Consider the following 14,616-nt stretch of genomic DNA (forward strand, 5'->3'; position numbering starts at 1 on the left):
CTACACCATGCCTTCTCTAATCGCGCCCCGCTGGGGTTTTCCCCACTTGGCTCCCCCTTGTGAATTCCTCACTCTCCCGATCTGCACCTTTGCCAGGAAGCAATGGGTGTCTGAGCTAACGCTCCTGCTCCCATTGCAACACCAAGTCTTACTTTAAACAATCAAACTGATGAAATCTAACCGCAACACCCCTCCAGCCCCACCAAGACAAATAGATTCCAATGTGAGCATGGCACAGTGTCGTGATCACCTGATTACTGAGAAGGCTGAGGATCTCGACCTCTTTGAAAAAGTGAAAATGGTAGAAGAAGGGGCCTTCGAATGGCTCAGCACCATCGTGGCAAAGGAGGAAGTGTTTGTGAGGCTCTCCCCCGCCAAACGCGCTGCCCTGGACAGGCTCACCTTCATTACCGGCAAACTCAGCCTCCTCAACCGACAGGCACAGCGAGAGGGATTGCAATCGGTCGAGCCCGAGTGCGACGAGCTCTTCGATGAAATCCTTCGCCTGTTCTCTGTCCTCAACAGCCCCGACGCGGAGTGCGAGACGGCATGAAGTCCTTTTCGAGAGCCGGCATCCCAGCCCAGGGCCCACGGCTAGCCAGCGCTGCCGCCATCTCTCCTCCCTCTCTTCAGGCAAGAAGCCAGGGCGGACAGTGGATGCCTTCCTGCGACTTGGCGCCTCACAGAGCCAAGACGAGCCTACAGACTTCCCAGGCGCTGAGCGCGTCTCTCCTCCACCGCGCTGCCCATCACACGCCACCTGCCACTGACTTACTCTACTCCTCCCCTTCCGTCCTGCCAGCGCCTATTCAGGGTAGCTCCTTCCGGCAAGCAACGCACCCCGGCCTCGGGCGAGCCTGGGGCCGCCCTGCCCGGGGAGCGAAGCAAGCCTGCAGGAGCGGCGGGTCCCGGGGGAGCTTTCCCGGCAGGCAAGCAACGCCCCATCCGTGCAAAGCCAGCGGAGCTGTCTTTTTCGGGGGGCGAAGCAAGCCCGCCGGAAAAGAGCAAGATGGAACGGGACTCGCGTCCTGTTCAATCTTGCCCTGCGGGGCTAAAGGGCCCTGGCTCGCTCTAAACGCATGCTTTGCCTGGCGGCAACGCTCCGCGATTTATAAGGCGGCTATAAACACAAAACTAAAGCACTGATTATCAGCAAACATCATTATAAAATGGCTTATGAAATCCATCGGAGTACCGGAGAACGTGCACAGAAGGCTTAAGCGCTACTGCGAACGCCATGGCCTGGGTCTGGGCGAGTACATCGCCACCTCGCTTGCCTACTTTGAAAAGCACGGCCTGGACCCGGCCGTGCACGAGAGTCCCGCAGCCGAGATGAACCGGCTCGTCAAGCGGGTCGACCAGGTCATCGCCTTCATCCGCAAGCAGGAGAGCGATCTGCTGCGCCCGCTGGTGGAGGCTGTGAGCCTGAGCGAGTCCCGCATCGATCATAGCCTCGGCACGATCGCCTCAGCCACCCAGATGCAGGCCCTGCAGCAGCACCTGGAGCATTTAGCGGGCCAGCTGGTACGGGAGGCCTCCTCCTCCAAACAGACCTCCGAGCGGCTCCTCACAGAGCACGCCCGGCGCGAGCTGGAGGCGCTCCGGCTGCTGGCCCGCCTGGTGGACGCTAAAAACAGGAGCGGCTTTCTCCACGACCTGGCCAGGCTCTACGGGGAAGGAGGCCAGCCTTGAACATCAAGATTCTCGGTGGCGGGTCGGGCACCTACGCTAACAAGGGCAGCAGCACCCCCTTGGTCAGCTACCTCCAGCACGAGGACTTGGCGCGCCTGCAGGCGGGTCAGGTCGTGGAGCCCTTCTTCGATCAGGAGCGGGAAAGAGTCAGCGCCCGGGAGGTCATCTACCGGCTCGACCACAACAGAGCGCAGCTCGGGAAGAACGATGCCAAGTTCTACTCGATCATCGTCAGCCCCTCAGATAAGGAGCTGCAGCACCTGGGGAAAACGAAGGAGGCGCAGGCCCGGGCTCTCAAGGCCTACATCCGCCAGGAGCTGATGCCCGCCTATGCGGCCGGCTTCCAAAAGGGGCTCACCGCCCCGGACATCCTCTACTTCGCCAAGATCCACCACGAGCGCAGTCACACTTCGGGCCGCCAGGACATGCACGCCCACATCATCGTCTCGCGCAAGGACAGGGGAAACAAGACCAAGCTAAGCCCCATGACCAACCACCGGGGCACAGGGAAAGGGGCTGTCCGGGGTGGCTTCGACCGGGAAGCGTTTGTGAGAACGTGCGAAGAAGTGTTTGACCGGCACACGAGCTACAGCCGCGGACAGGAGGAAAGATTTGCCTACTACCACGCCATGAAAAAAGGTAACGTGGAGGCCATTCGGCAACAGGCCAAAGTCAAGGTAGCACAGGAAGTGCAGCATAAGGAGCAACAGACAAAACTCGCTAAAAAACTAAAGCAGCAGCCGGAGCAAAAGCAGGTCAGGAAGCCTAAGCGGAAGCAGACAAGGGGCATCAGGCAATGAGGCAAGAAGAAACAGACACAGGGATCACATAGAGAGGCTTTGAGTTACTGTAGAAGCTCAGAGGCGCAACAGCCTTTCAATAGATCCCATCTCTGAGGCCACCCCAAAGCAAATATCCATCGTCACTTGATTTGGCGCAAAGGTAGCCTTGCGGCCCGGACACGGGACAAGGTAGTCCAAACAAAATGGGTATCCACTTTCAGCGGACCCTCCGCATTTTCTTTGGCTCCACCTTGCCTTTAGTCCGACTCTGAAGGCAGACGGGGCACCATAATCAATTTCCTCACACTTTAAAAAAGCAAGATTATGGAAAAGACAATTCAAACCACCGCCTTCAACAGAGCAGCCGAGATCAAACTCACCTACCGCAATCAGTTAAAGCCCTCCGACAGACCGCAGGTCACCTCCTCCACCGACTGTTACCAGGTTCTTAAACAAAGCTGGGACACGGGCAAGCTCGAATTTGTGGAGCAGTTCAAGGTGCTCTTGCTCAACCGGGCCAACCGGGTACTGGGCATATACGAAGTCTCCACAGGCGGGGTCTCGGGCACCGTGGCCGACCCCAAGCTCATCTTCGCCGCCGCACTCAAGGCCTGCGCCTCGGGTATCATCCTCTCCCACAACCACCCCTCGGGCAACCTCAAGCCCAGCGCGGCGGATCTGCATCTCAAAGTGTATCCAGAGCGTAAATTTAAAAAAAACAGGTAAGTGGCCATACGATAGGAAGAGCTTGCGCCACATGGTGCGAATACCATTCAACTCCAGCAGTCAATTTATTAGTGATAAAACCAAACAACTGTTACATCAGTTCAGAAAATCAACCTGTATCTGCACCCTTTCCTCATCAGCCTTAGTTAGGCGAGTAACCGAAACAGTGTCGCTCTCATTGTAGTGTTTGGCAATGCCTTTGATGATACCAACTGCTACGCCCGACATTCTGCGCTTGGAATGGTAATCGACAATTAACTGCCTTTCACCTTCCTTTTTCACCAGCAGCATGGGAGGGTTCGTCCTGTCATCCTGCTGTTTCACCGCACTGTGCATAGAGCACTCCGTATGCAGTAACATGTCATAGGTACGCCAGTTAGGTTTCACATATTTGCTGTATATCAACAGCAGGTCTGGCACCAAAAACTCCCCGAACTTCTCCATCAGGTCATAAACCGGAATGCCTGTCGCTTCGGATGCCTTGTTTACAATAGCAAACAGTTCTCTGGTGGGGTACATCTCGTGCATCTGGTAGGTGGTGCCCTCTAAGTCCGCTGCTTGGAGCAGTTTCACCCATGTACTGTAATCGTATGCGCTTTCCACAAAACGCTTCAACAGGGCGAATATAGAGCCGTGCATTCTGTCTTCGGAAATTATGGTATTCCTGTTCATTTAGTAAGAGGTACTGTTTTGGTATAAATATTTTCAAATGGGCAGTCTCAACTTGAGGGAGGTTGAGGTCGAGCCTCATTATCGGTGTTTTCAATCAACCATGCCATTGCCTCTGCCTTGCAGGTGAAGTTTTGCAGCTTAAAGGGCAAATTGATAGATGCAGTAATATGACTTATGTTGCTTTGTGCTGTCGTTTCAACCAAAGAGTTCAGCGACTGAACCCGTGCCAGCTTCGACAATCTTGTATTCGCCAGACCAGCAGCCAAGTACATGCTAATCTCTGTGCTTCTTTCTTGGCTGACCAGTATGGAAGTCCTGCTGGAATCCAGCAGCATTTTGCTTATGTGGTAGTTTTTGACGGTTTCAACCAAGGTGTCTATTGTATGTCTTATCTCTAATAGCAGATAATCATGCAAATCAGGGTAGGCGACTTCCAGTACGTCAGTGGCAGGGTTGTAATTTAATTCAACAATGCTGTTGCTAAGCAGTATCATTTGATGAGTTGGTAGAGAGTTCTATACATTTTTAAATAATAATCTAACCGAATACCTTTAACCATGCTTTTGCAGCACCAACTTCCCGGGAAGTAGCAGCTATCACGCCAAAGCTAATGTGCTGCTCAGACGTTAGTTTTCTTCAATCATTGAAAAAAGTGGTACTATGATAGCTAACAGTTACGTCAGAAAAGCTTCAAATGTAACAGTTAAATGCTATAAATTTTGTGCAAAAGCAGGAAATCTACTAGTAATAGTAGTTAGTGTTAACTGATTAGGATTAGATAGTTGTAGAGGAATGATACTAAACCACCAAAAGCCATTAATGAAAAAATAATTAATTAAGAATAATGAGAATCTGTTGCTTTTAGACGTATGCACTTATATTTTGCATTCTAATGTGCATTTTCTCAATTTAACAGCTTATACCTATGTTGTTTTACGAGTCAGAACATCTTGAAATATACTATTACCCTGATTTCAATCTGATTGAAACCAGATGGCTGGCATATGCTCCGAGCGAAGCGTATCGTGAGGGACTTGGACAATATCTCAATGCTGTGAAGCAGCATGAGGTTAAGCGCTGGTTAGGCGATTACCGCTTGGGTAAAGTAGTACGCATAGAAGACCAGCAGTGGGCTGCGAAAGAGTGGTTTCCCAAATTTCTGCCACTTGCATCAGGCATTGAGAAAATGGCAAGGGTGCAGTCAGAGGATGTTTTCAGCCAGATGAGTGCTGATAGCATGAAAAACAAACTTGACATTGAAGGACTGCCTTTCCAGTTCAGCGAATTTAAGTACTATGAGGAAGCGAAAGCATGGCTTCTGGATGAAGGTTCAGATCATTACGCCAAGCGGCAATACAAATAGCAGACCTCCATCGGGTATAAAAAAACAGGCTGCCTCAAAACTGAGGCAGCCTGTTTTTTTATACTAAATTATACGTATTGCTCTTCAATTTTAGTGAGCGTATGGAGGAAAAGCTCGGAGGCAGCGTTCAATTCGGACAGCCCTTCATGCGCCTGCTCAATCAGGTCATTTCTGTATTTGTCAATCAGCCCATCGGCATGAACGGAAAAATCCATGTGCCGCCAGCTAAGCTGGGTAAGCCAAGTCTCCCTGCCGTACTTTGCGCTCCCTATCTTAAAAAACCATTGCGATACGGGATTGGCGTCTTAAAAAATACCTACTATCTGTTTAATTTGAATTAGAACCCGTATTAACTTTATATAAGAAGCCTAAGCCTGAAGGAGCCTGATACGATGTAAGGATTTAACAAGCCAAAATGTAAAGTCGCAAAGCTAATCGAGTTGAACGATGAACTGGAGAACTATTTCAACAATACGATTATACCGCAGTTGTTTGTGGATGCTAACATGATTCTGCGCAAGTTCACGCCAGCCGCCATGAAGCACTTCAAGCTCTCACCTGAGGATTTGGGCAAGCACATAAACGAAGTTTCCAACAATATCCGCTTCCCAACAATCAGCGAGAACATCACCGAGGTAATTGAGAGCAGCAAAGATTTTGAGAAGGCTTTCCAATGCTATCAAATACAGAAAGCCAGACAGCGAACCTGAAGTCACCATATCGACTGAGAAGTCTGGGGAATACATCCTGCTCAAAGTGATTGACAACGGACTCGGCATATCCGAAGACAAGCAGCAGTACATCTTTGATCGCTACACTAGACTGCATGACAATGTGGAGGGTACTGGCGTTGGTTTGTTCATTGTCAAAGGTATGGTAGAAGCCCTAATCGCGGCCGTATTGAAGTTGAAAGTAAAGAGGGAGAAGGAACGTCTTTCTTAGTTTACTTCTAATAACGAGAATATGGTGCATGGGAATTTACACATTAGTTTAGTGTACCGATACCATCACCGAGTTCGTTTTAGTGAGGACAATTTGAATGTATGTCAGTTCTGTTTGCCATTGGTAGCAATTGACATTGAAAGATTTTTTATTAGACCTAGTTTGTCAATTAATAAGATGAGATAGTCGAGATACAATAGGGTTTAAATAATTATATGTGTCACATTCAAATTAATTAAACTATCAGATTATTTCTTAACTATCTCATCTAAACTGTCAGATTGTATTTTGATTATCTGATTTTACCTCAAGGGAAGCATCATCTTTAGTAGAGTTCCTTTTCCCTTACCTCTATTGCTGACAGTGAAAGATCCGTTCAGCAAGCTTACTCTATCTATTATATTCTTGAGGCCTAATCCCTTTGTTTTGCCCGAAACATATGAGAACCCAATACCATTATCACTAAATTCCAGCTGAACTTTTTCTTTTTCCTTCCTAAGATATATATAGACCTCGGAGGCATGCGCATGCTTTATAACATTATTGATTAATTCCTGACAAACTCTAAACAATATAATCTCCAGATGTGGCTCTAATCTGTCCTGATATCCGATAATATTACAATGAACCTGAAGAGCACTATTACTATAATTACTACATAAATTGCTGAGTGCTTCTTTCAAACCAAACTCTTGCAGTAATGCAGGCATAAGCTCATGGGCTGAGCTTCTTATTGCACTGATCGCCTGAGTCAGTAGTTCCTCCGCCGATGAAAGGGCAACACCTCCCAAGCTTTCTCCTTTCAAATGCTTATGTGCCTCGTAAAGATTTAATCTAGTAGCAAAAAGAAGCTGGTTGACTCCATTATGCAGTGACTCTGAGATTCTTCGTCGCTCCTCCTCCTGTGTTTCCATAATAGTCAGCAGCCGTTTTTTTTGCTGTTCTAACCGCATGCGCAAATTTTCATCCTCAAGCCGTCTTGTCTCCGTTATATCGATATCCACCCCCATCACTTTTAAGGGCTCCCCATCTTCCCTCACTACAAAAGCTTTAACCTTGTGTGTAAGAATCTGACCTGAAACATTTAAGCGGAGCATCACTTCATTTGATTCATTTCCACTCTTGCATAGACATTCAATAAAGCTTTTAGCAACAGACTTATCCTCCTTGATAGTATAGTCTAGGTAAGTTTCTAAACTTATGGGAACACTTTTAGACATTTGAAACAGGTGGTACATACCTTCCGACCAGTTAATAACTCCAGAGGCCACATCATACTCCCAGCTTCCCATGCGGGCAACCTCCTCGGACTGCCGGAGCATCTGGTACTGCTTCCGGAGCGTCTTCTCTGCTTTCTTCCTATTAGATATATCATGAAAAGTCAGGATGATGCCATCCCCATTCTTTATGGCAGAAACATCAAACCAGCAATCAATCTTTTCAGCACTATAATATCGTTCCACGCGCAGGGGCTGATTAGACTCAACAACCCTGACATAATCTTTGAAAAATACCTGCCGTACACCAGGGAACAATTCCAGCAATCCTTTACCTAATGCCTCATCCATGGAGACCTTGCACAGTTCTTCAAAAGCCTTATTCACCCCCTTAAACGTAAAATCAACAACTGCTCCATCAACGCCCCTTAGTGCGTCTAAGAGGGCAATACCGGAAATGCTATTGCCTAGCATACGCTGAAAGGTTGCATTGGAAGCTTCAATTTTAGCATGTGCCTCTTCAAGCTTGAATACATCTTTCTTTCGCTCGGTGATGTCCTCTACAGTATAGACTAGCCTTCCATCAAGTTTTATAATATAATATCTGAACCAGTTATCCCTATAAGGCTGTTCGAAGTCTGCTGGCAGACAAGTTTTGTAAACATTTTGAAAAGCCTCAAGAATCCCTGTTTTCTCCGCGTCAGAATAATGTTCTATTAGCTTGGCGCCTAACAGGTCACGGCCGCTCAACCTCTTATGTTCCTCGTTAACCAATTGGTAGACAAAGTCATCAAACTTCACACCGTTAGCCGAGACTGCCTCGAGCACTGCGATACCCACTCTGGAGGTGTCAAAGACAGTCTGGAGCAGGTCTTTACTTGCTTTCAGTTCCAATTCCGCATTCTTGATGTCTGTGATGTCCCTGCAAATGGCCAACACATGCCTCACAATTCCCTCTTCGTCAAACTCGGGTACTAATCGGGTGTAATAAAACGACTCCCCTCTAAGAGTTTTGAGACTGTGATAATGTTCATTTGGCTCACCAGTGGCAAGCACTAACCGCAGTTTATCATCCCAGACCCGTGCCTTATCCTCAGGCTGTCCCATCTCCAATTTGGTGTTTCCTATCAGTTGCTCCAAACTGACGCCCATCTTCCGCTCCATAACTTGGTTTGCAAAAACCAGCTTCAGGTTTTGGTCCCAACGTGTGATTACGTCGGGTGAGTGATCCACAGCTAATCTATACATGTCGAGGAAGCGGAAAAGCTTGTTAGTAAGGTCTATGTCATACTCTTCTGAGAGTTCATTCTCTTCATTCCTTTTCTTTTCCCTTTGCTGTTTTTGGATTATCCCCTCAAGGTAGTTCACCTGCCTTGAGCTGGAAACAAGAGCAGTCACATCCTCAACTTTATGAATGATATAGTCTACCTCTCCCTGCTTATTAAGCACAGGGGTGTTAAGCGGAAGCCAGTACTTGAGAGCAAAACCGCCGCCGTTTATGTCCGGCTTTGGCACATCATAGTGCTGAATGGCCATCCGATGCGGCCTCTTTGTAAATAGCACCTGCTGCAGAGAGTCATGCAGATTTCTTACCGCGTTTGCTCCACTAGCCGCGGGGTTTTCGGGGAAAACGTCAAAGACATATTTACCCACCACGCTCCCACGCTCGGTAAGCGTGGCCTGCAGGTATGCATCTGAAGCAGTTAGAATAACCAATTCAGGGGAAAGAATAAGGTATAGGTCCGGCACTTTTTCGAAGGCTTTTAATACCTCTACCGGCAAGTGAGCGGCATTTTTTAACATCGTAGTCTGAATGTGATATTACCTATAGTTACTACCATTTTCCAACATCCTAAGCAACACATATAGTTTTCACTATAATAAGCTTGTCAGCCTAAACAGGGGTTAAGCACACCTATCGGCCCTACCTAATCCACCAAATAATGGTCAAGGCAGTAACGTATCAAATCAGTGGAAGTGATAAAGCCCATTTTTTTGTATATTCTATTCTTATAGGTTGTGGCGGTGCTTACAGAAATACTCATCTCTGTAGCCAAGCGCGAAAGGGCTTGGCCAGAACCAAGTTTGCACATGACCTCAAACTCACGGTTAGATAACACATTATGTCGGTTTCCCAACAAGTCACCCTCAGCCAGAAAGTCTGCCAAAAGTTCAGCTAATTCAGAAGTGATGTATTTCCCTCCTGACTGCACCTTTCTTATGGCCCTCAATAACTCCTCCGGACTCGTGTCTTTTCTGAGATAAGCAGAGGCACCGAGCTTAAGTGTACGAACAGCATAACTATCGTTTGAGTGCATACTCAGAACCATTACAGCCACATGTGGGAAATGTTTCCTTACCTCCTCCAGAACATCAATACCACTCATACCGGGCAAATTGATGTCCAGGATAATCAGTTCTACACTATGTTTCTCTACTAGCCGTAGTACATCCCCACCGATGCTTGTTTCCGCTACCACTTCAATGCCAGATTCTCCGGCAAGTAACCTTTTCAACCCTTCCCGAACCACTGCAAAATCATCTACAAGCAACACCTTTGTCATATGTTATTTAATAATTTTTCATCATCATTGAACTCCGACCTCTGAGTACGAAGGTCTTCACAGGACTAACTTCATTTACTCTATAATCAGTTGCTATTGTAAAGTTCAGTTCACCTTGTTGTTACATGCGAAATGCCTAATACTCCGAAACCCAGTTCAAATAAGAACTGGACCACTAAATAAAAAGCAGCGACACTTAAAGATGGGTATACACTAGAGCCTTAATACAGCAACTATTAAAGCATTATACGTATTTATGAAGATTAACTGTCATATGGCCTTTTATAGACTGACGGCACTGAATATCTATATTTTAAAAGGCAAAGGCACGGATTGAATACGTTAAAGACTTCCTGGAGATCAATTTATCTGGCTTAAGCTTTATTATATCAGGCTGAATTGTTGAGATATGTTAGAAATTATCATTATCAGATCATCTGAAGAAAGTGGCTTCTCCAGATAACCGACCACTTCAGGCCGTAAAGCTGCTGCTTCCCTATCTGCAACAGAAACACTTGACGTTAGAATATATATTTTTGCCCTGTTTTTGAACCGGTCAGGAAAGCTTTCAAAACGGTCTAGGAATTCCCAGCCATTCATGTGCGCCATATTCAAATCAAGCAGTATCAAATCAGGGAATGCCTCTTCTATACCTTTCACTTCTTGTTGTTTAAGGTAGTTCTGCGCCTCAACAGCGCATTCAAACACTATGATGGTTTTGGCAAACTCTTGCTGATTTATTACAAAAGTGTTCATTCTGTTGCAGAAAGCATCATCATCTATCAACATTACCTTCTTTAGCATAATCAAGCATTTAGTTTAAAGGTAAATAAACTGTAAATTCAGAGCCGATACCGGGTTTGCTGCTTACTGATATTGTGCCATTTAACATCTTTACCTGTTGGTTTACTATATACAAACCCAAACCGTTTCCTTCAGCTATATGCGGTGCAAACCGGGTGTGCATTTTAAATAAATTACCAGAAACATCTTTCAATTCCATTCCAATGCCGTTATCGCTAACATAGATGGCCAGCTTATTGTCTTGCCGTAAGGCCTTTATGATTATTTCTGGAAAGCGACCTTGAGCTTGGTATTTCAAAGCATTAGAGATCAGATTACGTAGTATACTATAAAAGTAAGCCTTAATAGTAAGCACCTGCAGGCTCGAACTAACCTGCACCGTGATAGACGCCCTTGTGTCATTTATATCACTTTCAAAGAATGTCATCAGGTCATCTACAGCCTTCCGCACTTCCACCTTTTCCTCTACCATCTCCCCCTTTGCACGGAGCGCCAATAACTTATTTAGGTCCCGTACCAATGTGTCCAAGTTTTCCACAGTGCTGAGTAAAAGAGACTTCACTTCCGCTTCCGCATCAACTGCCAGTGTTCCCTTTTCAAGGAGGCGGGCAAACCCAAGGGCATTTGCAACAGGTCTTCTTAAATCATGTGAAATGACTTTTCTTAAAATTTCCACCTCTTCCGTTACGATCCCTAGCGTTGCGTTTTGCTCCCTAAGCTCGGCCTCTTTTTGTTGTTTACCAGTAATGTCCTTGGCAATCCCGAATACGGCCAATACCTGGTCACCTGATTTTAAAGGAAAATTGGTCACATCCAGGTATTTAATGCCTCCAGGCGTAATGACAGACGTCTCGTAACGCTGGGGGTCCTCATTAACAGCCATCCTAAACTTTTCTGTCGTGTAGGAAATGTACTCGGGATGGATCAGCGGCTCGAAACTTTTGCCGACCAGTGACTCCCGCTCCACACCCGACACCTGGCAAATTACCTCGTTCACCAACAGAAACCTTCCCTCCAGGTCAAGCAGGCATATGGCATCCGGGGAGTTGTGGAACAAGGCCATATAAGGGTTTTCTAACTCACTAAGCACATTCCTGAAGTCTGCATTCGTGGGGTTCTGTACAGTATGTCCCATTATTAGATCAGCATAAATTATATTTGGTCTCTTCGCGACACAAAGTCAGGCAGAAGCCCTCTTATTATTTGATATTGCGGTCGCTAAATTATGTAGATTCCTCGCAGTCAGTGGCTTTTCTACAAAACCAATCAAAAGTGGGTTTTCAGCGCTCCGTTTCTCTTCCCTCTCGTCTACAGAGGAGGTAAGAATGGCGACGAAACACTCCACTTCCAATACCGCACATACAGAACTAAGCTTTCTTAGGAACTCAAACCCGCTCATTTTAGGCATGTTGAGATCAAGTAGGATAAGGTCCGGCATGTTGTCCGTAACTACATCCTCAACCAGCTGGTCAAAAGCCTCTGTAGCATCAATATAACATGTACTTATGCAGTTGATGTTATATATTTCAAGAGTGTTTTTTATCAGGAAGAGCGAGAGCGAGTCATCATCAACTACATAAATTTTATTAAGCATGGTTTTTAAATTTTATTTTGAAAGCGGTTCCTTTTGCTGGCGCCGACTCCACACGGATAGTCGCGCCAAGTTCATACAGGTAGGTTCTTACTAGAAACAGGCCTACGCCCCTACCTTCATAGCCATGATGAAACCTTTTGTAAAGTTTAAATATATCATTGTTGACAAGGCTCATGTCCATCCCGATCCCGTTGTCCCGGATGATCAGCTCCACCTTCCCCTTCTTTTGAAGTAAGTCTACCTGCAGCACAAAGTCCTTATCTGCTTGCCTGAACTTCACAGCGTTTGAGAAAAGCAGCTTCAACGACTCCAAAAGATAGGCTCTGTTCAAACGCAGGGTAAAGTGCTCTTGAATGTTCAACGACACAGCATGGTGGCCCCCCTGTAGCTTGGGAAACACGTTACTTAATGCCTCCTCACAGACCCTTAACATGTGAACCTCTTCCATTTTTAGCATGCTGTTCTGCTCTCGAATCGAGAGGATGTGGTTCATATCGCGTATGACTACGTCGAGCTTACCAGCGGCCTCCCCAAGCTTGGATACCGCCTCATCAAATGCCGGTGTATCTTTCCGTACCATATCTATTAGTGCTACAAGCCCCTGGATATTTGCAGCTGGTGCCCTGAGATTATGGGAAACCATATAACTGAACTGCTGGAGGTTATTGATTTGATTTGAGAGGTCCCGAGTGATTTTAAGCAAATCTTCCTCTTTCTCCCTTAACTTCGTGACCTCGGACCGAAATGAAAAGTATTTTTCCAATTGACCATCTTCCCCCAGCACAGGTATTATTTCTAATATGAAACATATCTTCTGCCCATTTTTGGAGTAATTGAGCACTTCTCCCTTGAAGGGTTTTCCCCTGGTCATCTTATTTCGGATTTTGGCTTGCATCCGGCCTTCTGCTTCATCACCTCCAAGCAAATCCCCAGGGTACTGCCAATAAGCCTCTTTTAAGCTATAGCCCGTAGTCTCTTCGAAGGCGCTGTTCACCCATTCAATCCTACCGAACTTGTCCAACACCATTACCCCGGTCGTTGTTTTGCTTGCCACGAGTGAGAGCTTATTGAGCTTGTCTTGCTCAGCCGCCTTTTCCGTGATGTCCACAAAATGAACGCTCACCCCTCTGCGATAGGGAAACACTTGGAAATGCAGCTTCCTCCCGTCCCCATACCTTATGAACTCTTCAAAACAGGAAGGTAGACGGGTCTGCATCACTTTAATGCACTCACTGTAAAACTTAGTTAGACTAACTGCGGCCGGGTACACCTCCCACAGGCATTTTCCTACTATCTCGCGCCTACTTTTCCCTATGTAAGATGCACAATGCGCATTGGCATAAATGAAATTCCAGTTGTGGTCTATCGAAAAGAATGACTCTGGCACGCTCTCCATAATATTCCTAAGTTGCTCGGCCTGTTCCTTTTCCACCTCCTCCAACTTTTTCTGAAGTGTAATGTTCTTGGCTATCCCCTGAAGGCTCACAATCTCTCCCTCTACAATAACCGGCATTACAGTAATGCCCAGATATACTTTCTCTCCCCCCCGCTTTACAGCTTGCAGCTCAAGATACCGGCTTTCCCCTTGTATTGTATTCACAAAAGCCTCTGTAGCCGAAGCTAAATACTGCTCATGGACAAACTTACTGAAATGAGACCCTAAGATCTGGCTGTCCTCATAGCCAAGCAATTTCGACACGCTGCTGTTGACTTTAGAAAAGTAACCATTCATGTCTAGTTCGAAAACAGCATCCGGGTGATTATAGAACATGGACTCATAGTGAGCCTGCGCTCTCAGTTTGCGCCGCTCTTCCTCCACCCTCTCTGTAATATCCTTGGTATTGGTAACATACCCCTTAATAAATGGATTGTCAACCATGTTAGATATAGTACAATCCATCCATCGCCACCCTCCCGCTTTGTGCCTAAACCTAAAATAGGGAAGACTGGAGAGTTGCCTTCCAAGGGAAGAATTGAGCGCTGCCGCTGTGGCAGCCTTGTCTTCCTCATGAATGTAGCTAAAGGCGCAGCTACCTATCATTTCCTCAGGGGAATAGCCTAGTAAAGCCTTAACCGAGCCGCCGACGAACTGGTAATTTCCATGTGAATCGATAATCGAAATAAGGTCATTGCTATTTTCTAACAAGGACAAATAAAACTCGGAACACTTTAATGCATTTTCCATATTTAAAAAAGGGCTCATATCCCTGCCATCACATTCCACTCAAGTTAGCCAAGCTAACAGCTATAATCGCCTTTC

Annotated in this window: 16 protein-coding genes; 7 read left to right on the forward strand and 9 right to left on the reverse strand. The window is 46.4% G+C overall.

Annotation, left to right across the window (positions count from 1 at the left end; all coding sequences use genetic code 11):
* Window positions 1–169: 169 nt before the first annotated feature.
* The 4 genes from AC5FX6_RS05835 to AC5FX6_RS05850 all read left to right on the forward strand — a co-directional run bounded on the left by AC5FX6_RS05835 (window position 170) and on the right by AC5FX6_RS05850 (window position 3,200).
* Window positions 170–553, forward strand: coding sequence for a hypothetical protein (locus AC5FX6_RS05835; protein ID WP_493596082.1), 384 nt, complete (start codon window positions 170–172; stop codon window positions 551–553).
* A 623-nt stretch (window positions 554–1,176) separates the two neighbouring features.
* Window positions 1,177–1,692, forward strand: coding sequence for a BfmA/BtgA family mobilization protein (locus AC5FX6_RS05840; protein ID WP_493596083.1), 516 nt, complete (start codon window positions 1,177–1,179; stop codon window positions 1,690–1,692).
* Window positions 1,689–2,492, forward strand: a complete 804-nt coding sequence (locus tag AC5FX6_RS05845; RefSeq protein WP_493596084.1) for a DUF5712 family protein — start codon at window positions 1,689–1,691, stop codon at window positions 2,490–2,492. The genes AC5FX6_RS05840 and AC5FX6_RS05845 overlap by 4 nt, the downstream gene beginning before the upstream one ends.
* Window positions 2,493–2,798: 306 nt before the next feature.
* The gene (locus tag AC5FX6_RS05850) at window positions 2,799–3,200 is read left to right on the forward strand and encodes a JAB domain-containing protein (RefSeq protein WP_493596085.1); all 402 of its coding nucleotides are present in this window, start codon (window positions 2,799–2,801) and stop codon (window positions 3,198–3,200) included.
* Window positions 3,201–3,296: 96 nt separating this feature from the next.
* On the opposite strand, the gene AC5FX6_RS05855 is transcribed toward AC5FX6_RS05850, so the two are convergent.
* Together AC5FX6_RS05855 and AC5FX6_RS05860 are read right to left on the reverse strand one after the other, a co-directional pair.
* Window positions 3,297–3,872: a heme NO-binding domain-containing protein gene (locus AC5FX6_RS05855; protein WP_493596086.1), complete on the reverse strand. Its 576-nt coding sequence runs from the start codon at window positions 3,870–3,872 to the stop codon at window positions 3,297–3,299.
* 47 nt (window positions 3,873–3,919) lie between these two features.
* A complete protein-coding gene (locus AC5FX6_RS05860; protein WP_493596087.1) occupies window positions 3,920–4,366 on the reverse strand; it encodes a hypothetical protein in 447 nt (148 codons plus the stop codon).
* A 431-nt stretch (window positions 4,367–4,797) separates the two neighbouring features.
* Between AC5FX6_RS05860 and AC5FX6_RS05865 the strand changes: the two genes are divergently transcribed.
* Window positions 4,798–5,235, forward strand: coding sequence for a hypothetical protein (locus tag AC5FX6_RS05865; RefSeq protein WP_493596088.1), 438 nt, complete (start codon window positions 4,798–4,800; stop codon window positions 5,233–5,235).
* A gap of 68 nt (window positions 5,236–5,303) precedes the next feature.
* Here the strand turns inward: AC5FX6_RS05865 and AC5FX6_RS05870 are convergent, their stop codons facing one another.
* Entirely contained in the window at window positions 5,304–5,450 is a 147-nt protein-coding gene (locus AC5FX6_RS05870) for a hypothetical protein (RefSeq protein ID WP_493596089.1), read from the reverse strand.
* 225 nt (window positions 5,451–5,675) lie between these two features.
* On the opposite strand from AC5FX6_RS05870, the gene AC5FX6_RS05875 reads away from it, so the two are divergent.
* Together AC5FX6_RS05875 and AC5FX6_RS05880 are read left to right on the forward strand one after the other, a co-directional pair.
* Window positions 5,676–5,945: a PAS domain-containing protein gene (locus tag AC5FX6_RS05875; protein WP_493596090.1), complete on the forward strand. Its 270-nt coding sequence runs from the start codon at window positions 5,676–5,678 to the stop codon at window positions 5,943–5,945.
* A complete protein-coding gene (locus tag AC5FX6_RS05880) occupies window positions 5,893–6,177 on the forward strand; it encodes an ATP-binding protein (RefSeq protein WP_493596091.1) in 285 nt (94 codons plus the stop codon). The genes AC5FX6_RS05875 and AC5FX6_RS05880 overlap by 53 nt, the downstream gene beginning before the upstream one ends.
* A 302-nt stretch (window positions 6,178–6,479) precedes the next feature.
* On the opposite strand, the gene AC5FX6_RS05885 is transcribed toward AC5FX6_RS05880, so the two are convergent.
* The 6 genes from AC5FX6_RS05885 to AC5FX6_RS05910 all read right to left on the reverse strand — a co-directional run bounded on the left by AC5FX6_RS05885 (window position 6,480) and on the right by AC5FX6_RS05910 (window position 14,541).
* Window positions 6,480–9,176, reverse strand: coding sequence for a sensor histidine kinase (locus AC5FX6_RS05885; protein ID WP_493596092.1), 2,697 nt, complete (start codon window positions 9,174–9,176; stop codon window positions 6,480–6,482).
* 146 nt (window positions 9,177–9,322) lie between these two features.
* Window positions 9,323–9,958 carry a response regulator transcription factor gene (locus tag AC5FX6_RS05890; protein WP_493596093.1) on the reverse strand — a complete coding sequence of 212 codons (636 nt, stop codon included), beginning with the start codon at window positions 9,956–9,958 and terminating at the stop codon, window positions 9,323–9,325.
* A gap of 384 nt (window positions 9,959–10,342) precedes the next feature.
* Window positions 10,343–10,762 (reverse strand): response regulator, encoded by a 420-nt coding sequence (locus AC5FX6_RS05895; protein ID WP_493596094.1) that lies wholly within the window; start codon window positions 10,760–10,762, stop codon window positions 10,343–10,345.
* Window positions 10,763–10,772: 10 nt separating this feature from the next.
* Complete coding sequence (locus tag AC5FX6_RS05900; protein WP_493596095.1) at window positions 10,773–11,825, reverse strand: PAS domain-containing sensor histidine kinase; 1,053 nt, start codon at window positions 11,823–11,825, stop codon at window positions 10,773–10,775.
* 117 nt (window positions 11,826–11,942) lie between these two features.
* Window positions 11,943–12,356 carry a response regulator gene (locus AC5FX6_RS05905; protein ID WP_493596096.1) on the reverse strand — a complete coding sequence of 138 codons (414 nt, stop codon included), beginning with the start codon at window positions 12,354–12,356 and terminating at the stop codon, window positions 11,943–11,945.
* Window positions 12,349–14,541 (reverse strand): PAS domain S-box protein, encoded by a 2,193-nt coding sequence (locus tag AC5FX6_RS05910; protein WP_493596097.1) that lies wholly within the window; start codon window positions 14,539–14,541, stop codon window positions 12,349–12,351. Before AC5FX6_RS05910 ends, AC5FX6_RS05905 begins: the two co-directional genes overlap by 8 nt.
* Window positions 14,542–14,616 lie beyond the last annotated feature (75 nt).

Source organism: Pontibacter sp. LHS2 (genome assembly GCF_058932845.1).